Here is a 20,481-nt window from a genome sequence, read left to right on the forward strand (position 1 = left end):
TTTCTAAAATAGCAAGTATATTTTGTAATTTTCAGAAAATTTCTTCAATAAAAAGAATCAGCTCTGAGAACTGATTCTTCATTTCACTTATTTGGCTTCTAGAAATACTTCTTTAAGATAAGCGTCAAAAACTTCTTCATCTGAAATCGTGTCAGAAATGAAGCTTCCGTTGCTAGTCCTTTCTGACAAGTTCAAGTCTTGCAATCGGCTTTCATAGATTGTTCCTTTGTTGGATTGAACAAGCAGAGTTTGGTCGTTCTCTTCCACTTCTGTACTGAAGAGATCACCAACGAAGCCTTGTTCTGCAACTGAACCTGCCAAGAAGACACGATGCGGTTTGTTTTTCAACTCACGCAAGACTTGTAAGCCGCGTTTGGCACGGCTGGTTGCCGGAATTTCGTCAATAGAAACACGTTTCAAACTTCCACGTTGGGTCAAGAGGTAGAAGGACGAGGTGGAACAGATAAAGGCGGATTGGAGGACATCATCTTCTTTCAAATTCATAGCCTTGACACCTGCAGCTTTAGCACCGACAACTGGAACCTCTTCGATATTAAAATGAAGGGCATAACCATTTTGGCTAATCAAGAGAACATCATCCAGTTTAATCGGAGCCACTGCTACAATCTGGTCTGTCTCGTCTTTGAGCTTAGCATACTTGACAGACTTAGATTTATAGGTCCGCCATGGAGTGAACTCTTTTCGCTCTACACGCTTGATTTGACCGAGACGAGTCGCAGCAAAGTAGGTTGTGCCTTCATCAAACTGATCCACGACTTCCACATAGAGGATTTCTTCGTTAGTTTCAAAGTTTGTGATGGTTTGGCTCAGATGCTCTCCGATATCCTTCCAGCGAATATCTGCCAATTCATGAATTGGTCGATAAATGACATTTCCAAGAGTCGTGAACATCAAAAGATGCTGGGTTGTCTTGGCAGATTGAACAAAGATTAAACGGTCATCATCACGTTTGCCAATTTCTTCCAAGGTGGAGGCTGCAAAGGAACGTGGGCTGGTACGCTTGATGTAACCTGCCTTGGTCACGCTGACGTAGGTATCTTCCTCGGCGATAAGACTAGCTGTATCAATCTCAATTACTTTTGCTGTATCTTCTAAAGTACTCAAACGTGGAGTCGCAAATTTCTTCTTGACCTCACGAAGCTCTTTCTTCATGAGATTGTACATGGTACGTTCATCACCGATAATAGCCGCAAGCATGGCAATCTTTTCACGAAGTTCTGCTTCTTCTTCCTGCAAGACAACTACGTCTGTATTGGTCAAACGGTACAGTTGCAAGGTTACGATAGCTTCAGCCTGTTCTTCCGTAAAATCATAGCTTACCTTAAGATTTTCCTTAGCGTCCGCCTTATTCTCAGAAGCACGGATAAGCGCAATGACTTCATCCAAAATCGAAATCACGCGAATCAAACCTTCGACGATATGGAGACGTTTCTCAGCCTTTTCCTTATCAAAGCGTGAACGCGCCAAAATCACTTCGCGACGGTGGGCGATGTAGCTAGACAAGATTGGGACAATACCGACCTGACGAGGGGTGAAATTGTCAATCGCCACCATGTTAAAGTTGTAGTTGATTTGCAGGTCAGTATATTTAAAGAGATAGTTGAGAACAAGCTCCGTATTGGCATCTTTTTTGAGCTCAATAGCAATTCGAAGACCATCACGGTCAGACTCATCACGAACCTCAGCAATCCCAGCCACCTTGTTATTGACACGAACATCGTCGATTTTCTTAACTAGATTGGCCTTGTTGATTTCATAAGGAATCTCAGTAATAACGATTTGTTCCTTACCACCTTTTAGCTTTTCAATTTCAGTCTTAGAACGAACAACCACGCGCCCTTTCCCAGTTTCATAGGCCTTCTTGATTTCATCACGCCCCTGGATGATTCCTCCAGTCGGGAAGTCTGGTCCAGGCAAGAATTCCATGAGTTTATCCACCTTTGCAGTTGGGTGGTCAATCATGTAAACCGCCGCATCGATGACCTCAGCTAAATTATGGGGAGGAATGTCTGTGGCATAACCGGCCGAAATCCCAGTCGAACCATTGACCAAAAGATTTGGAAAGGCTGCTGGCAAGACTGTCGGCTCTTTCTCCGTATCGTCAAAGTTCCACGCAAAAGGAACGGTCTTCTTCTCGATATCTTGAAGAAGGTAACCAGCAATCTCAGACAAACGAGCCTCCGTATAACGCATAGCCGCAGGCGGATCACCGTCCATAGAACCGTTATTACCGTGCATTTCGACTAGAATCTCACGATTCTTCCAGTCCTGTGACATACGAACCATAGCATCATAGATAGAACTATCACCGTGTGGGTGAAAATTCCCCATGATATTCCCGACAGACTTGGCCGACTTGCGGTAACTCTTATCAAAGGTATTGCCATCCTTATTCATCGAATAAAGAATACGGCGCTGAACCGGCTTCAAGCCATCACGAATATCTGGCAAAGCCCGGTCTTGAATGATGTACTTGGAGTAGCGACCAAAGCGCTCTCCCATAATGTCCTCTAGGGACATGTTTTGAATGTTAGACATATAGGATACAGAGCCCGTAAAATACCAAGTGAAAATAGAAAATTCTTTAAGTAAGCAAGCTCACAAGAGAATTTATCTTTTTCACCTAGCATTTAGGGCGTGTTCAACTCCTTTCAAAGAATGTAGAGTAGTTTTTATACAGTGAAGAGTATTTTACGGGAATTAGTCCCATGTTCAGTTACCGTAAGAAACCAAACAATCCTTTCTGTAGTTTAAAGTTTTGAAAATTTTTATCAGGTTAAAACATTTTAGTTTACTTAAATTTAGCTAGTAGGTACTTGTTCAACTTTTCTTTGTACAAAAAATAAATATATGGAAGGAAGAAATGAAATAACAACGGTCCCAATAAGCAAAGCATTAAATACATTTTGATGTCCATGAAAGACTTCATTCCAATACATAGTATTAAGAAGATGGAAGACTAAACCAATTAAGTAGCAAAAGCTAATAACTATCATCTTCCACCTTAATAGAGAATAGATAGAAGACAATCGAAGAGCATGGTAAATTACTGCTGTAATGAGCATTGGAAAACAAAAAGAGATTAGAAAGAAATAGAATCTTAAAACATCATCAAAAAGCTCTGTGCGATCTATTGAAATAAGCCAAATATTACACAAGGTTATAACAATCGGGAAAAATAATCCATACACCCTTTTATTTAACTTATTTCTTTTAAGAGCTAGAAATATAGAAGACACCAATACTAAAATTTGGACTCCTGGGAATCCCATGAAAAATAAAGCAAATACATAATCTAGCATACTAGCTCAACCTTTCCTCAGCATACTCAATCATCTTCTCAGCTACTTTCTTATAATAGTCAAAGCCCATCTTTTGAGCAAGGATTTGAGCTTCTCTGTGGAAAAGGTCCATCGTAGCAAACAATGAATGAGTAAGTTTCTCTACACTTGAAAAATCCAGCAGATTTGAGAATTCCTTCTCTTTCTCAGCAGACATATAGTTAAAGAGACACTTGTAGTTCTTGCCAACATCGACCGTTCCCTTATCTGCTGCCACTTGCCAAGCTAAAAGCTTGAGCAATTCTTGTTGGCAGATTCCATAGAGATGGTCCGTCGCATAGATGACTTGATGGCGACAGATTCCTTTAACCACGTAAGCTGACACCCACCAAAATTCATTGCAGGCTTTTGTAAAATCCGTCTCACTAGCTGGATGTATCCAGAAACGCTGAGGACTGGGAGAATAGGATTCAAACAAGCCCTTATCATCTACTAAAACTGTGAAGCAAACCTCGCTATCCACCCACTCGTTGATGTCTTCTTTAGGACAGAGGGTTAGATCAATGCGATTACCATCTTCAAAAAGCATGAGATAAAGACGGCGATGTCCCAGAGTAACCTCTTGCTCAATGATACGTTTGCCAAACCGGTCCAACCAAGAAAGGTCTCTCGTCAGATTATCTAAATCGTCCACGACATAAACAACATCATAATCTTGAAACTCATCTTTTAGTGCTTTTGTATCAGTTCGTGAACCAGACATGGCGACAGCTTCTACTTGTATATTTTCGGGCACCTGTAAAATCAATCTCAGCATTTGCTCTTGATTTCTGTATTTTCTGCACCTATCTTTAATTAAGTTATTTTTCATAACTGTCTAGCTCCTCTTGTTTCTGAAGGATTCGTATTCTTTTCTTCTCAAGTTCTCCTACTATCAATTGGAAAGTCGAACCAATTCCTAAAACGATTAAAATAAAATAAAGTAAAGTAATATCGTTTCTACGATATGTTTTAAAAATTCTCCATAACACAAATAGATTCACTAACGAAAGGAGGAAAAGTAAACTGGCATTGAAGCGAAGTATTATAGCGAACTTACTCTTAAAATACCTATAATGTTTTCCAATCCTATAGAGGGTATATAGTGAGAAAACAATCATCAAAGGGGTGAAAGCAAGTGCATAAAATAAGATAAACCCTATTCCTGAGTATGGTTTACTTTCCATGGGTAGATCTAATAGACAGATACCAATAGTGAGGATGTTCAATATAAATAAGGATACTGTGCGAGCACACTCTTTTCTACCTTTACTGGTCATTAAGTCATATATAATTCCAAAAATAGCCAAGAGAATGAGGAAAAAAGGTATCATTAATAACGTAATCAATCCTGCACCTCCAATAGTTTTAGCGTTTGTTTCCCTAAAAAAGATAATCATCACCTTTACTTGAACTTTATAACTCCCCTGTCTGGTAAAGGCTGTACCCTTCGTAATAATATGAAGCATCCACACCCTTAAAGAAACGGGCCTGAGTGAGGTCATCCGTCAGATTATCGAGGAGGAGATACTTAAGTTCTCCAGTCTACACTCCACTACGCTTCATGGCATTCAGGTATTCATCCTTATCAATGGCGTTCCAATCTACCACTTTCTCCGCTTCTGACGAAGCATACAATCTAGCCAAATCCGCATGGCACGTCCATTCCCCTCACGGAAAGGATGGCAATATTCATATCCGCGTACTTATCAATCACTTAATCAAAATTGTCATGAGGAAGTTTGTCAGGATACTGTAAGGATTGCTCTAAAAAATACGGGTGGCAAATTGAAAGTTATCCTTTGCACTATTGACATCACGGAATTTTCCAGCGAAATCATAGATGACCGAAAAGAGATAATGGTGAATAGCGGACAGCCCTGAAAAAGTGCCAACTTCCATCTTGAACAAAGCTCCTGTCTGAAAAAGCAGGGTGGCTTGTTTTTTTGTCAGTTTTTCTTCTACATCTGCCAACTGGGCTGAGTTTGTAATGCCTAGTTTATTTTCCCATACCATGTTTGTTCCCATTTCTATTCTTTTAGAAGTTCAAAACTTCGCCTTATGTTACAAAAGCTCGTCTATCTGTGAGGGACTTCTTCAGAAGAAAGCTACTTTTCCTCAGCTACTGCTTCTTGCTTGCTTTTCTTTGGTGTCAATTTTTTATAGCGACTACGGATAGCGTTGAGATAGTCACGGAGATCAGCATACTGCGTCTTATCTGGATAAGCATAGGCGTTGATTGCAGTAAAATCCACAAGGAAATCATAGATTTCTTGCAGTTTCGCACGAACTTCCTTATTTTGACTAGGTACCTTTCCTTTTTGCTCAGCCAGGCGCTCCTTATAGGCTTTTTCAAACTGAGCCTACGCCTTTGTTAAGGTTTCTACATGAGTTTTCAAATGCAGGGTTGAAAGGGCAGTTTGGTAGTCAGTATCTTTTAGCTCCTTTAGCAAATGGTTAATAGCTTCTGTCTCTTTTTCGTAGCTCATACTCATTAGCCCAGCATAATTTTTGAAAAGTTTGTTGAGTTTGTTGTAAGCTTCCTTGCTACCTGCCTCTTTGACACGAGAGAAGGCCTTGACCAAGCTAGTCAAGGTAGAAAGCGCATCATCGCGCTCACGATCAGAGGCTTCCAGACTAGCCACCGTTTGACTAGCCTTGAAACGGTGCAAACCAGCTTGCAAGGTCTCAAGAAGTTTTTCCATATCCCCAAGCTTCGTTACATAAACCTGCTCAGACTTATTGGATTTTGTAAAAGCCCCTAACTCGTCCTTACTCTCAGATAGAAGTTGGAAGAATTCGTTGTTTTCTAAATTGCGTACAGTTAAACTTGTGATTCCATATTCTTTTTTCATAAAACTCCTCCTTCTTCATTTGTTTTTTAATCTTTTGCCGCAAAACCGCTCAGAAAACATGTAAACGTTCGGGTTTTGCTCTAAAAATTCAAATCACACATGTGTGATTTAGTTTTTTACTCCTAGACAAGAAATTCTTCATGTGGAATTTCTTGTCTAGGGGTGGGGAAGGTAATTCTTAGTATAGGATGAAATCATTTCTTTTTCAATTCATTCAACTTAGATAAATTTTTTCCCATCTCCAGACTGAGAATCACAAACAAGGTTGAAGAATAAATATTATCATACCATTGTTCCAATTCCTCATCATTCATATCGAGATGATATTGCTTATCGTTGTTATGTCTTAACCCTCCTTTGTTATACATCTCAGAAAGATTATCAAAAACAGCAATTTTCTTAGGAATCTGGTTACCTTTCTTATCCGTGTCAGCCCCTTTTGTTTGTAACACTATTTTTAGTTCATTATAAATTCCCTTTAATTCTTTAGGTAGTTTTTCAGGATCATCAAATTTTTTGAGATAAGGCTCCAAATAGCCTGCTAAAGAAAGAAGTATTTCTTTCTTACGCTGAATATTTCCTTTATTTAAAAAATGATTATATTCTAAAACCTTTATCGCATCTTCAATACTCGTTTCAGATACAATCTGAGAAACTTCTGAAGCATAAACATTCTTTTCAACAATGATTCTATTGCCATTATCCAATGTAATCAATTCATGATTTGTTTTATCTAAAGAATACTCTAATCTTTCACATAATTTTTCGTATTGATCCATTAGAGAAGTATGATTTTTAACTTCTGCCCAGATTTCCCTTTCATCATAATTTTCAGGAATATAACCTACATAATCATCTATTTCTTCAAGTCCCTTAGACGTCACATATCTTTCTGCAAATTTATCTTTATTTCTTATTTCTAAATATAAATCTAAAATAAATTCAAAAACAGTATAAAGGCAATCAACACTGGTAAAACGTTGGTAAATGACTGTAAATTTTTCTTCAAATGTAACATGCTGTCCTTTCTTCTCCACTGGATAATACTTTTTATATCCATCAGAAAAAAATTCCTGAAGATTAGTTTTATGATTTTTTATATAGATATCTTCTTGCAGTATTTTTTTTACTATGTCTATTTCTTTCTTAGCATCAAAGCGCATACTTTTAATAAACTCAAAATAATTCTGTCTCGCCATAATATTTCCTATACTATACTAAAACACCGTCGCTTCTTCCAGCGTAAACTTGACATTGTCTTCGATCCACTTACGACGTGGTTCGACCTTATCACCCATGAGGACATTGACGCGGCGTTCTGCGCGTGCTAAGTCTTCAATCGTAACACGGATTAGGGTACGAGTTTCTGGGTTCATGGTTGTTTCCCAGAGTTGGTCTGCATTCATCTCTCCAAGCCCCTTGTAGCGTTGGAGTGTTGCGCCTTTACCGAACTGCTTGCGGAGTTCTTCAAGTTCTCCGTCTGTCCATGCGTAGGCCACTTCTTCTTTCTTGCCTTTACCTTTGGACATCTTGTAAAGAGGCGGAAGGGCGATATAGACATGGCCTGCCTCAACTAGCGGACGCATGTAGCGATAAAAGAAAGTCAAAAGAAGTGTTTGGATGTGGGCACCGTCGGTATCCGCATCAGTCATGATAATGATTTTGTCATAGTTAGCATCCTCAATAGAAAAGTCTGCTCCGACACCCGCACCGATGGTATAAATCATGGTGTTAATTTCTTCATTTTTGAGGATATCCGCCATTTTGGCCTTGGCTGTATTGATAACCTTACCACGAAGAGGTAGAATAGCCTGGAACTTGCGGTCACGGCCTTGTTTGGCAGAACCTCCGGCAGAATCTCCCTCGACTAGATAGAGTTCATTCTTAGCTGGATTCTTAGACTGGGCAGGTGTTAATTTACCTGACAACAAACCCTTGTCTTTTTTATTTTTCTTACCATTTCGGCTCTCATCACGCGCCTTACGTGCTGCTTCACGAGCATCACGGGCCTTAATAGCCTTGCGGATGAGGTTAGAAGCCAATTCACCATTTTCCATAAGGAAAAAGGTCAACTTATCCGCCACAATTCCATCCACAACGGGACGAGCCAGAGGGCTTCCTAGTTTATCCTTGGTCTGTCCTTCAAACTGGAGGTGTTCTTCAGGAACCAAGATAGAAAGAACGGCCGCTAGTCCCTCACGATAGTCTGACCCTTCAAGGTTTTTATCTTTTTCCTTGAGAAGCCCCGTCTTACGCGCATAGTCATTCATGACCTTGGTAATGGCAGACTTGAGTCCTGTCTCGTGCGTTCCACCGTCCTTGGTACGAACGTTATTGACAAAGGATAGAATGTTATCTGAAAATCCATCATTGTACTGGAGGGCCACTTCCACTTGGAACCCATTGTCTTCCCCTTCAAAGTAAAGAACCGGCGTCAAGGTCTCCTTGTCTTCGTTCAGATAAGAAACAAAGTCCTGCACCCCATTTTCATAGTGGAACTCAATCGCTTCATCTGTTCGCTTGTCCGTTAAAGACAAGGTCACATTTTTCAAGAGAAAGGCTGACTCATTGAGGCGTTCTGAAATGGTATTGTACTTGAAGTCTATCGTAGAAAAGATCGTCGCATCAGGCATAAACGTAACCTTGGTACCTGTCTTAGACTTAGGCGCTGTACCGATTTTCTTCAAAGTCGTGACAGGTTTGCCACCATTTTCAAAACGTTGCTTGTAAACTGCACCATCACGGGTGATTTCAACCTCCAGCCAACTAGATAGGGCATTAACAACGGAAGAACCCACCCCGTGGAGACCACCTGATGTCTTATAACCACCTTGACCAAATTTTCCTCCAGCGTGGAGAATAGTAAAGATAACCTCAACCGTTGGGATTCCCATCGCGTGCATACCAGTCGGCATCCCACGTCCGTGGTCTTGAACCGTTAAACTGCCATCTTTATTGATGGTTACATCAATACGGTCACCAAATCCAGACAAGGCTTCATCGACTGCATTATCGACGATTTCCCAGACGAGGTGGTGGAGCCCAGCGCCATCGGTCGATCCGATATACATCCCTGGACGTTTTCGGACCGCATCCAACCCTTCTAGCACCTGAATGGCATCATCATTATAATTGTTAATATTGATTTCCTTTTTTGACACAAGGAACCTCCTATTCGTTCATCTTTACTATTCTACAGGTTTTCCAAGGATTTTGCAAAATTTTTCTTTCTCCGGTGTGACAATTTCAGAAGAGATTCTCTGCCTTTCTTCTCCATTTCATGATATAATAGGAGTATGATTACAATAGTTTTATTAATCCTAGCTTATCTGCTGGGTTCGATTCCGTCTGGTCTCTGGATTGGACAAGTATTCTTTCAAATCAATCTGCGCGAGCATGGTTCTGGTAACACTGGAACGACCAATACCTTCCGCATTTTAGGCAAGAAAGCTGGTATGGCAACCTTTGTGATTGACTTTTTCAAAGGAACCCTAGCAACACTGCTTCCGATTATGTTTCATCTGCAAGGCGTTTCGCCTCTCATCTTTGGACTTTTGGCTGTTATTGGCCATACCTTCCCTATCTTTGCAGGATTTAAGGGAGGCAAGGCTGTCGCAACCAGTGCTGGAGTGGTTTTCGGATTTGCACCTGTCTTCTGTCTCTACCTTGCAGTTGTTTTCTTTGGAACCCTCTATCTTGGTAGTATGATTTCACTATCTAGTGTCACAGCATCTGTCGCGGCTGTCATCGGAGTTCTACTCTTTCCACTTTTTGGTTTTATCCTGAGCAACTATGATCCTCTATTCATCGCTATTATCCTAGCACTTGCTAGTTTGATTATCATTCGTCATAAGGACAACATCGCTCGTATCAAAAATAAAACTGAAAATCTTGTCCCTTGGGGATTGAACCTAACCAACCAACATCCTAAAAAATAAAACGCCAGTTCATTTGTACTGACCCCAAAAAGTTAGACAATTAATTTATCCGAAGGATTTAGTTCTGTATTGCACAGGGCTAAGTCCTTTTAGTTTTACCTTAATTCGTTTATTGTTGTAGTAATCAATATAGTCTACAATAGCTTGTTCCAATTGCTTAAGCGACTGAAATGACTTCTCATAACCATAAAACATCTCTGATTTCAGAATCCCAAAGAAGGACTCCATCATACCATTGTCTGGGCTGTTACCTTTACGTGACATGGATGCTTGAATTCCCTTACTCTCTAGAAACTGATGATAAGAATCGTGTTGATATTGCCAGCCTTGGTCACTATGGAGAATCGTATTCTCGTAGTATTTCTCTGTGAAGGCCTGTTCCAACATCGTTTTTACTTGTTCTAAGTTGGGTGAAGTTGAAAGATTATAGGCGATAATTTCGCTATTAAAGCCATCTAAAACTGGTGATAAGTAAAGCTTTTGAGTACTTGCTGGAATGGCAAATTCTGTCACATCTGTGTAGCACTTTTCCATTGTTTTAGAGCCTTCAAATTGACGTTGAATGAGATTCTCTGCCTTTTTGCCAACATCTCCTTTATGAGAAGAATATTTTCGTTTCTGTCGCATTTTGGCTTGTAAATTGAGTACTTTCATCAAGCGTTGAACTCTTTTATGATTTACCAGATAACCACGATTTCTTAGTTCGAAATAAATCCGACGATAACCATAATTTCCCTTGTGTTCGATAAAGATGGATTGAATTTCAGCTTTAAGCTCTTGGTCCTTATCTGGTTTATCTAGCTGTTTCAAGTGATAGTAGTAGGTCGAACGAGCTAGTTTAATGGCTTTTAGAAGAATATCTAACGAAAACTCAGTCATTAATTCTTGAACAATTTCTGTCTTTCTTCTTTCTCTTTTTCCTCCTTCAATCGGAGTTCTCTTAACTTTTTTAGGATAGCATTCTCCGCTCTCAGGTACTCATTTTCTGCTTGAAGACGTTCTAATTCTGTCCTCTCTTCAGGTCTCGTTTGTGGCTTACGTCCCATTTTAGGTACTCTCCCTCTTGTTTTCTCAACAATAGTATACCCGTTTTTCTTGTATTGTGCTAGCCAATTAAGAAGTATCGTACGACTTGGGAGGCCGTATTCAAGAGAAACTCTATCTTTAGTCCAGCCTTCATGTAAGACTTTATCAATCATTTCTTGTTTTAAATCAGGAGAATAGTAACGATTTTTTCCTTTTTTGACGAACTCTATTCCGTAACGATCAATCAATTTAATCATGTACCTAATATTAGAATTGTTTATCCCAAATTTATTTGAAAGCTTCTCTAAGCTATATCCTTGTTTTCTAAGTTCATAGATCTGAACTTTATCATCATAAGTTAACTTCATGATAAAAACACCCCAAAAGTTAGATTTTTTTCTGTCTAACTTTTGGGGTGCAGTTCAATTCTGAACTGACGTTTTTTGTATGCTTATTTTGATTTGATATAGTTAATACCATCTGCTTTTGGTGCAACTGCTTTTCCAAAGAAGGTTGCCAAGACAAGAATTGTCAAAACATAAGGTGCGATTTGAAGATAAACCGCAGGCACTCCTTGTAGGAATGGCAATTGAGAGCCGATAACAGCCAAACTTTGTGAAAGTCCAAAGAAGAGACTAGATAGCATGGCTCCGATTGGATTCCATTTCCCAAAAATCATCGCAGCAAGAGCGATAAATCCAGGTCCAACAATAGTTGTCACTGAGAAGTTAACTGAGATGGATTGAGCATAAATCGCTCCGCCAATTCCGCCTAGGAAACCTGAAATAATAACCCCTAAATATCTCATCTTGTAGACGTTGATTCCCAAGGTATCCGCTGCTTGTGGGTGTTCACCGACAGAGCGGAGGCGAAGACCAAATCGAGTCTTGAAGAGTATAAACCAAGCAAGGAAGGAGAAGGCAATCGCTAGATAACCAAGTAGACTAGTTGACTTGAAGAAGATATCACCAATCACTGGGATATTCGCCAAGACTGGGAAATCAAAGCGTCCAAAAGTCTGAGTTAGGTTGTCAGTTTGTCCTTTGTTATAAAGAACTTTCACTAAAAAAACAGCCAAGGCAGGCGCCATCAAGTTCAATACCGTACCGCTGACAACATGGTCTGCACGGAAATGAACCGTTGCTGCTGCGTGGATGATAGAGAAGAGACCACCAACCAATCCTGCAACTAGCAAAGATAGCCATGGAGTTGCTGCTCCAAATTGTTCTGCAAATTCAAGGTTAAAGACAACTCCAGAAAAGGCACCCATAACCATAATTCCTTCAAGGCCGACGTTTACCACACCACCACGTTCAGAGAAAACACCACCGATACTTGTAAAGATGAGGGGTGCTGAGTAAATCAGCATAGAAGACACCAAGAGGGTGAGCAAGGTTGTAATAGACATCTTTACTTACCTCCTTTAACTTGTTTTTTCGGTTTGACAAAGCGTTCGATAAGGTAATGAACACTGACAAAGAAGATAATAGACGCTGTTACAATGCTGACAAGCTCAGACGGTACCTGCGCCGCATTCATACCAGGGGCTCCAACTTGGAGAACACCAAATAGGAAAGCTGCAAAGAGAATACCAATTGGTGAATTTGCCGCAAGCAGACTAACCGCCATCCCGTTAAATCCGACAGCTAATGATGCCCCTTGAACATAGACGTTCTGGAAGGTTCCCAGACCTTCAACAGCTCCACCAAGACCAGCCAAGGCACCTGAAATAATCATTGAGAGGATAATCGTTCTTTTTGCAGAAATACCAGCATATTCTGAAGCATGTGGATTAAGACCAACCGCACGGATTTCAAAACCAAGAGTTGTTTTCTTGAGCATGAACCAAATGACTGCAACGGCAATGAGAGCAAAGAAAATACCGATATTCATCCGCGAATTACCAGTCAACTCAGCCAACCAAGGTGTCTGATAGGTTGCATTAGCCCCAACACGAATCGTAGAATCTGTACTTTGCATGAAGTCTTTAGGAAAGGCATGGATAAAGGCATTTCCTACATACAAGACAATGTAGTTCATCATGATGGTTACGATAACCTCTGATGTCCCAAGATAGGCTCTAAGAATACCCGGAATCGCGCCGACAATCCCACCAGCAATCAAGGCAATCACGATAGTCGCGAAAATCATCAAGGGACGCGGCATATCTGGATGAGATAAGGCAAACCAACCACTGAGAATCCAGCCTGCCAAAGCCTGACCAGGAAGTCCGACGTTAAAGAAACCAGCACGACTGGCAACAGCAAAACCAAGACCAATCAAGATTAGAGGTCCCATAGCACGGAAGATTTCACCAATCCCACGCAGACTACCAAAGGCTGTATAGAACAATTCTTCGTAGCCCCAAATAGCATCATAACCGAAGATCCACATGACAATGGCTCCAAGTAAAATTCCTAGGAAGACAGAAATCAAGGGAACCGAAATTTGTTGTAATTTTTTAGACATCACTCTTCTCCTTTCCCAAGTTTCCACCAGCCATCAAGACACCAAGTTCTTGTTTATTGGTTGTTTCTGGTGATACAATACCTTGAATCTTACCATCGTGGATAACGGCAATACGGTCTGAGACGTTTAAAATCTCATCCAATTCAAAGCTGACAACAAGGACAGCCTTGCCATTATCACGCTCTTCAATCAAGCGCTTGTGGATATACTCAATGGCACCGACATCCAAACCACGAGTTGGCTGGCTGACGATAAGGAGATCAGGATCACGATCAATTTCACGAGCAATAATTGCTTTTTGTTGATTTCCTCCTGAGAGTGCAGCTGCAGGCACAAATTCACTGGCAGCACGAACATCAAATTCTTCCATTAGCTTTTTAGCATAAGAAGTAATATTTGAATAGTTCAAAATTCCATTTTTACTATGTGGTTCTTTATAGTAGGTTTGAAGGGCAATATTTTCAGATATCATCATTTCCAAAATCAAGCCATCACGGTGACGGTCTTCTGGAACGTGCCCAACACTTAGTTCTGTAATCTGCCGTGGGTGTAAGCCTACAATTGAATCTCCTTTTAGCTCAATGCTACCAGATTCAACCTTGCGAAGACCTGTAATGGCTTGAATCAGTTCAGACTGACCATTCCCATCAATCCCCGCAATACCAACAATCTCTCCAGCACGAACATCCAAGGACAGATTTTTAACAGCTGGAACACCACGGTTTTCATTGACCACCAAATCTTTGATAGACAAGATCACTTCTTTTGGTTGAGAGGTTTGCTTCTCTGTTTTAAAGGAAACAGAACGTCCTACCATCATTTCCGCCAAATCAGCATTGGTAGCTCCTGCAATTTCGACAGTTTCAATTGATTTCCCACGACGGATAACTGTAACGCGGTCAGAAACTGCTCGAATCTCGTCCAACTTGTGGGTGATCAAGATAATTGATTTTCCTTCTTTGACAAGATTTTTCAAAATAGCCATCAACTCATCAATTTCTGATGGAGTCAAAACAGCCGTTGGTTCGTCAAAGATAAGGATATCAGCCCCCCGATAAAGGGTTTTTAAAATTTCTACACGTTGTTGGGCTCCAACTGAGATGTCTGCTACCTTGGCAGAAGGGTCAACAGCTAAGCCATAACGTTCAGAAAGAGCCTTGATTTCTTTGCTAGCTCCAGCGATATCTAGCACACCATTTTTAGTCAATTCACTACCTAAAATGATGTTTTCAGCCACTGTGAAGGCTTCTACCAACATAAAGTGCTGGTGGACCATTCCGATTCCCAAGCTAGCTGCTTTAGATGGTGAATCGAGATTGACAACTTGACCGTTGACCACAATTTCACCACTGGTTGGTTCAAGAAGCCCTGCTAACATATTCATTAGCGTGGACTTTCCAGCCCCATTTTCTCCTAAAAGTGCATGAATTTCACCTTTTCGTAGGTGCAGGTTGATTTTGTCGTTGGCAACAAATTCACCAAACACCTTGGTAATATCACGCATCTCAATGACATTTTCGTGTGCCATGTGCTCTTCCTTTCAGAGTCTTATTTTATTTCAATAAAACTTGCTAGTTTCTCTAGTAGCAAGCTTTACTGAGACAAAATGATTTTGTCTCAACTCTTAAAAAAGCGGCCGAGGGCCGCTTCCTAAGAAATGACTTCCATCCATTATTTTGCAGGAACTTTTACACTTCCATCAAGGATTTTAGCTTTTGCATCTTCAACAGCTTTTTTACCTTCTTCTGAAAGGTTTGTTACTGCCAAGTCAACCCCTTTATCTTTCAATGAGTAAACGATTACTTGACCGCCAGGGAACTCACCTTTTTCTGCTTTGTTAGCAATATCTTTTACAGTTGTGCCAACTTGTTTCAAAGTAGATACAAGAACAAAGTTTGATTCTTTACCATCTTTAGAAGTGTATTTACCTTCTACTTCTTGGTCACGGTCAACACCGATAACCCAAACTTTTTCACTTTCAGAACGGCTTTCATTGAGTGATTTTGCTTCTGCAAAGACACCTGCACCTGTACCACCAGCTACTTGGTAAACAACGTCTGCACCAGCTGCATATTGTGCCGCTGCAATTGTTTTACCTTTGGCATTATCATTAAATGAACCAGCATAGTCAACTTGTACTTTTATAGATGAATCTACCGAGGCAACACCTGCCTTGAAACCAGCTTCAAAACGAGAGATAACTTCAGACTCCATACCACCTACAAAACCAACTTGTTTTGTCTTAGTTGTTTTAGCTGCTGCAACACCTGCGAGATAAGCAGATTCATTGTCAGCGAAAGTTACACTAGCAACATTCTTTTTATCTTTAATCACATCATCAATCAAAACATAGTTCAAATCAGTGTGCTCTTCTGCTGCATCTTTAACTGCATTGTGAAGGGCAAAACCAACACCGAAGATTAGGTTGTAGCTTCCAGCAGCTTGTTGCAAGTTGTTAGCGTAGTCAGCTTCACTTGTTGATTGGAAGTAAGTGAAACCTTTATCTTTTGAAAGATTGTGTTCTTTACCCCAGTCTTGCAAACCTTCCCAAGCTGATTGGTTGAATGATTTGTCATCAACACCACCAGTATCAGTGACGATTGCTGCTTTTGTCTTAACATCAGAAGATGAAGCTGCGTTACGAGAAGAGCGGTTACCACATGCAGCAAGTCCAACTGCTGCCACTGCAACTAGACCAAGGCCTAGCCATTGTTTCTTGTTCATTACTGAACCTCCTAAATAAGATGTGCAACGATGTTGCAAGTATGGATTGATTGGCCTCAAGGACCGTGCCACTCAGAGAGCGACTCAGACTAGTTTAAGTCTGTAAAAGAGTATGGAAGTAACTCCCCGACCGTCATCTCGACCGTCGATTTATCTTTTGCGACTAAGGTCACTTTTAGATCTTGTTCAAAAAATTCAGCCATCACTTGGCGACAAGCACCACATGGTGAAATTGGTTTTTCAGTCTGTCCATAGACAATCAATTCTGAAAACTCTCTTTGGCCTTCGGAAACTGCTTTAAAAATCGCTGTACGTTCTCCACAGTTGGTCAAAGAATAACTAGCATTCTCGATATTAACACCTGTATAAATACTACCATCTTTTGCGACTAGAACAGCTCCGACAGGAAAATGAGAATAAGGTACATAGGCATGTTTGCTGGTTTCAATTACTAGTTCAATCAACTCAGTAGTCGCCATCTGCCAATTCTCCTTTTAAAATGGCTACCCCAGCTGAAGTTCCGATACGGGTCGCACCTGCTTCCACAAAGGCAAGAGCATCTGCATAAGAACGAGCTCCGCCAGCAGCCTTGACTCCCATATCAGGTCCAACTGTTTCACGCATTAATCTAACATCTGCTACCGTCGCACCACCAGTTGAAAAGCCAGTAGATGTTTTAACAAAATCAGCTCCCGCTTTTTGGGCCAATTGGCAAGCCACAACTTTTTCTTGGTCTGTCAGAAGGCAAGCTTCAATAATGACTTTCACTAACTTGTCACCACTTGCTTCTACTACTGCGCGAATATCCGACTCAACCAAATCAAGATTACCTGATTTGAGAGCTCCAACATTGATCACCATATCAATCTCATCTGCACCATTTTGGATAGCTTCCTTGGTTTCAAAAGATTTCACAGTTGAAGTTGTTGCTCCCAAGGGGAAACCTACTACTGTGCAGACCTTGACATCGGTGCCTTCAAGCCCTTTTTTAGCATGTTCGACCCAGGTCGGATTAACGCAAACACTGGCAAAATCATACTCTCTAGCTTCAGACAACAAACAATCAATTTGATTTACTGTCGCATCTTGTTTCAAAAGTGTATGATCGATATATTTATTTAATTTCATCTTCGGATTCTCCTGCAGTTTATGAGATTATTTCTATGATTTCTCGTAAACTTTGCACACTATCATTTATTTTAACATATTTTTGAAAATCTGTAACTAGCTGAGGAGAAATTTTTCCATTTGTGTATACTTTTGCAACAATTTCTTCCTTTTGAACGGAATCTCCAACTTTCTTTTCAAAAACAATTCCTGTTTCATAGTCCAAGACATCAGACTTGACTGCACGGCCTGCACCCAGTCTCATAGCATAAAGTCCAAATTCCATAGCTGGAAGAGCTGAAATGACACCCGTTTCCTGAGCAGGGATTTCCACAACATGGGCCACATTTACAGGACGATAGAGGTCTTCCAAGTCTCCACCTTGGGATTTGACCATCTCCTCAAACTTAGCAAGCGCTTGTCCATTTTCAAGATGTTGGCGAACTTCTTCAACTGTTTTATTTACATTTGCCAAACCAAGCATAATTTGAGCCAATTCACAGATGAAGTGGGTAATATCCTGGCGGCCTTGACCTTGTAAAATCTCCAGTGCTTCAAGGATCTCCAGACGATTTCCAATCGCTCGTCCCAATGGCTGACTCATATCCGTAATCACTGCTACCGTCTTCCGGCCAACAGCCTTACCAAGATCCACCATGGTTTGAGCCAATTCACGCGCCTCATCAACCGTCTTCATGAAGGCACCCTCACCGACAGTCACGTCTAGCAGAATAGCATCCGCTCCTGCCGCAATTTTCTTGCTCATTACCGAACTCGCAATCAAAGGAATCGTGTCAACAGTTGCGGTCACATCACGGAGAGCGTAGAGAAGCTTATCCGCTTTGACCAGCTGATCTGATTGCCCAATGACAGATACTCCAATATCCTGCACTTGATTAATGAAATCCTCTTGACTACGTTCTACTTGATAACCCTTAATGGACTCCAATTTATCAATTGTTCCGCCTGTATGGCCGAGACCACGACCACTCATTTTTGCCACAGGCACACCGAAACTAGCAACAAGAGGAGCTAAAATCAAGGTCACCTTGTCACCAACACCACCCGTAGAATGCTTGTCAACCTTAACCCCATCAATAGCTGATAAATCAAACTCTTGCCCTGTCTTGACCATCTTCATAGTTAGGTCAGAGATTTCTCGAGTCGTCATTCCTTTGAAATAAACAGCCATAGCAAAGGCAGACATCTGATAATCAGGGACAATTCCTGACACATAGCCTTCTACCAGCCATTCAATTTCACTCGAAGTCAGTTCTTGACCGTCTCGTTTTTTTTGGATTAAATCAACTGCTCTCATTCTTTCACACTTCTAAGGATATAGTATCCCTTATCTTTTTTGACAATTTCACAATTGCCAAACACTTCTTCCATCTTAGACTTAGCACTTGGAGCCCCTTGTTTCTTCTGGATAACGATTGTTAAATCTCCACCAGTTTCCAAAAAGGCTTTACTTTTCTCAATGATTTCATGAACCACTTGCTTGCCCGCACGGATAGGAGGATTGGAAATGACGTGGTCAAATGTGCCTTCAACTTGTTCATAGATGTTAGACTGGAAAATCGTCGCTTCTACTTTATTTCGTTCAGCATTTTGTCGCGCCAAATCCAAGGCACGATTATTAATATCGACCATGGTCGCCTGAACTCCATAAGCCTTAGCTAAGGACAAACCCAAAGGTCCGTAACCACAGCCTACATCAAGGACAGTTTCTCCTTGGTTGACCTCAAGACACTTGAGTAATAGTTGACTTCCAAAGTCAACCATTTTCTTGCTAAAAACACCCGCATCTGTCAAAAAGGTCATTTTTTCTCCCAACAAGTCCACTCTCAACTCATGAATGTCGTGAGCAGCGTCAGGATTTTCTGCATAATACATTTTACTCATGAAACTATTTTACCATAATTTAACGAAATATTAAATCGTTTCCAAGTAATTTGACAATACGATGTAGTTTGTCATTATTGTTTTAATCGAGAGAAACTTTTTCTATAAGATACTAGATGTTTTTAGTCCCAAAATATGCTATACTAAGATATCGAATCAGAAAGACAAACTTATGACCAACGAATTTTTACATTTTGAAAAAATCAGTCGCCAGACTTGGCAATCTTTACATCGAAAAACAACACCTCCTTTGACAGAAGAGGAATTAGAATCCATCAAGAGTTTTAATGACCAGATTAGCTTGCAGGATGTTACCGATGTCTATCTTCCCCTAGCCCATCTCATCCAGATTTACAAACGTACCAAGGATGATTTGGCCTTTTCAAAAGGAATTTTCCTTCAACGTGAAAGCAAAGCCCAGCCTTTTATCATTGGAGTTTCTGGGAGTGTTGCCGTTGGAAAATCCACAACCAGTCGCCTACTTCAAATCCTACTGTCCCGTACACTTACAGATGCTACGGTTGAGTTGGTAACAACTGACGGCTTTCTCTATCCCAACCAGACCTTGATTGAACAAGGGATTTTAAATCGCAAGGGATTTCCTGAAAGCTACGATATGGAAGCTCTTCTCAACTTCTTGGACCGCATCAAAAACGGACAAGATGTAGATATTCCTGTCTATTCTCATGAAGTCTACGACATCGTACCTGAGCAAAAGCAAAGCATCAAAGCTGCTGATTTTGTGATTGTTGAGGGAATCAATGTCTTTCAAAATCCACAAAACGAGCGTCTCTACATTACTGACTTCTTTGACTTTTCAATCTACGTTGATGCTGCAGTGGATGACATCGAGAGTTGGTATCTCGATCGTTTCTTGAAAATGCTGAGCCTAGCCCAAAACGACCCTGATAGCTATTACTATCGCTTTACTCAAATGCCGATTGGAGAAGTGGAATCCTTTGCCCATCAGGTCTGGACTAGTATCAATCTCACAAATTTGCAAAATTATATTGAACCGACCAGAAATCGTGCGGAAGTGATTCTGCACAAAACAAAGAACCATGAAATTGATGAAATTTACTTAAAAAAATAATTTTCCCTTGTCAAAACGTAAGT

At 40.6% G+C, this 20,481-nt stretch carries 16 protein-coding genes and 2 pseudogenes; 2 read left to right on the forward strand and 16 right to left on the reverse strand.

Annotation, left to right across the window (positions count from 1 at the left end):
- Positions 1-87: 87 nt before the first annotated feature.
- The 7 genes and pseudogenes from parC to parE all read right to left on the reverse strand — a co-directional run bounded on the left by parC (position 88) and on the right by parE (position 9,357).
- Entirely contained in the window at positions 88-2,559 is a 2,472-nt protein-coding gene (gene parC / locus DXN33_RS07195; RefSeq protein ID WP_115904726.1) for a DNA topoisomerase IV subunit A, read from the reverse strand.
- Between the two features lie 765 nt (positions 2,560-3,324).
- The gene (locus DXN33_RS07205; protein WP_115904727.1) at positions 3,325-4,173 is read right to left on the reverse strand and encodes an aminoglycoside 6-adenylyltransferase; all 849 of its coding nucleotides are present in this window, start codon (positions 4,171-4,173) and stop codon (positions 3,325-3,327) included.
- Entirely contained in the window at positions 4,163-4,675 is a 513-nt protein-coding gene (locus DXN33_RS07210) for a hypothetical protein (RefSeq protein WP_042751534.1), read from the reverse strand. The genes DXN33_RS07205 and DXN33_RS07210 overlap by 11 nt, the downstream gene beginning before the upstream one ends.
- An 82-nt stretch (positions 4,676-4,757) precedes the next feature.
- Positions 4,758-5,357: pseudogene (gene fic, locus DXN33_RS07215) on the reverse strand (protein adenylyltransferase Fic).
- 92 nt (positions 5,358-5,449) lie between these two features.
- A pseudogene (locus tag DXN33_RS09685) lies at positions 5,450-6,196 on the reverse strand (DUF6261 family protein).
- Between the two features lie 194 nt (positions 6,197-6,390).
- Positions 6,391-7,395, reverse strand: a complete 1,005-nt coding sequence (locus tag DXN33_RS07225; protein WP_115904728.1) for a hypothetical protein — start codon at positions 7,393-7,395, stop codon at positions 6,391-6,393.
- An 18-nt stretch (positions 7,396-7,413) separates the two neighbouring features.
- Complete coding sequence (parE, locus tag DXN33_RS07230; RefSeq protein ID WP_115904729.1) at positions 7,414-9,357, reverse strand: DNA topoisomerase IV subunit B; 1,944 nt, start codon at positions 9,355-9,357, stop codon at positions 7,414-7,416.
- A 135-nt stretch (positions 9,358-9,492) separates the two neighbouring features.
- Between parE and plsY the strand changes: the two genes are divergently transcribed.
- Positions 9,493-10,134, forward strand: a complete 642-nt coding sequence (plsY, locus tag DXN33_RS07235; protein WP_023946481.1) for a glycerol-3-phosphate 1-O-acyltransferase PlsY — start codon at positions 9,493-9,495, stop codon at positions 10,132-10,134.
- Positions 10,135-10,179: 45 nt separating this feature from the next.
- On the opposite strand, the gene DXN33_RS07240 is transcribed toward plsY, so the two are convergent.
- From DXN33_RS07240 to DXN33_RS07280, 9 genes are all read right to left on the reverse strand, one after another.
- A protein-coding gene (locus tag DXN33_RS07240) for an IS3 family transposase (RefSeq protein WP_115904128.1) occupies positions 10,180-11,528 on the reverse strand; the annotation gives its coding sequence in 2 pieces (ribosomal slippage) (positions 10,180-11,087 and positions 11,087-11,528; 1,350 coding nt in all).
- A gap of 83 nt (positions 11,529-11,611) precedes the next feature.
- Entirely contained in the window at positions 11,612-12,568 is a 957-nt protein-coding gene (locus DXN33_RS07245; RefSeq protein ID WP_115904730.1) for an ABC transporter permease, read from the reverse strand.
- A gap of 2 nt (positions 12,569-12,570) precedes the next feature.
- Positions 12,571-13,629 (reverse strand): ABC transporter permease, encoded by a 1,059-nt coding sequence (locus tag DXN33_RS07250; protein WP_115904731.1) that lies wholly within the window; start codon positions 13,627-13,629, stop codon positions 12,571-12,573.
- On the reverse strand, positions 13,622-15,157 hold the full coding sequence (locus tag DXN33_RS07255) for an ABC transporter ATP-binding protein (RefSeq protein ID WP_049551616.1): 1,536 nt from the start codon (positions 15,155-15,157) through the stop codon (positions 13,622-13,624). The genes DXN33_RS07250 and DXN33_RS07255 overlap by 8 nt, the downstream gene beginning before the upstream one ends.
- 143 nt (positions 15,158-15,300) lie before the next feature.
- On the reverse strand, positions 15,301-16,353 hold the full coding sequence (locus DXN33_RS07260) for a BMP family protein (RefSeq protein WP_049491547.1): 1,053 nt from the start codon (positions 16,351-16,353) through the stop codon (positions 15,301-15,303).
- Between the two features lie 89 nt (positions 16,354-16,442).
- On the reverse strand, positions 16,443-16,832 hold the full coding sequence (locus tag DXN33_RS07265) for a cytidine deaminase (RefSeq protein WP_049491549.1): 390 nt from the start codon (positions 16,830-16,832) through the stop codon (positions 16,443-16,445).
- The gene (deoC, locus tag DXN33_RS07270; protein WP_049491551.1) at positions 16,819-17,481 is read right to left on the reverse strand and encodes a deoxyribose-phosphate aldolase; all 663 of its coding nucleotides are present in this window, start codon (positions 17,479-17,481) and stop codon (positions 16,819-16,821) included. The genes DXN33_RS07265 and deoC overlap by 14 nt, the downstream gene beginning before the upstream one ends.
- 19 nt (positions 17,482-17,500) lie before the next feature.
- Positions 17,501-18,778 carry a pyrimidine-nucleoside phosphorylase gene (locus DXN33_RS07275; RefSeq protein WP_049491552.1) on the reverse strand — a complete coding sequence of 426 codons (1,278 nt, stop codon included), beginning with the start codon at positions 18,776-18,778 and terminating at the stop codon, positions 17,501-17,503.
- Positions 18,775-19,365 (reverse strand): class I SAM-dependent methyltransferase, encoded by a 591-nt coding sequence (locus DXN33_RS07280; RefSeq protein WP_094753722.1) that lies wholly within the window; start codon positions 19,363-19,365, stop codon positions 18,775-18,777. The genes DXN33_RS07275 and DXN33_RS07280 overlap by 4 nt, the downstream gene beginning before the upstream one ends.
- Before the next feature lie 172 nt (positions 19,366-19,537).
- Here DXN33_RS07280 and coaA point away from each other — a divergent pair, with 172 nt between their 5' ends.
- Positions 19,538-20,458, forward strand: coding sequence for a type I pantothenate kinase (gene coaA, locus DXN33_RS07285; RefSeq protein ID WP_115904732.1), 921 nt, complete (start codon positions 19,538-19,540; stop codon positions 20,456-20,458).
- Positions 20,459-20,481 lie beyond the last annotated feature (23 nt).

Origin of the sequence: Streptococcus sp. NM (assembly GCF_003390135.1) — a bacterium.
Classification (GTDB): Bacteria; Bacillota; Bacilli; order Lactobacillales; family Streptococcaceae; genus Streptococcus.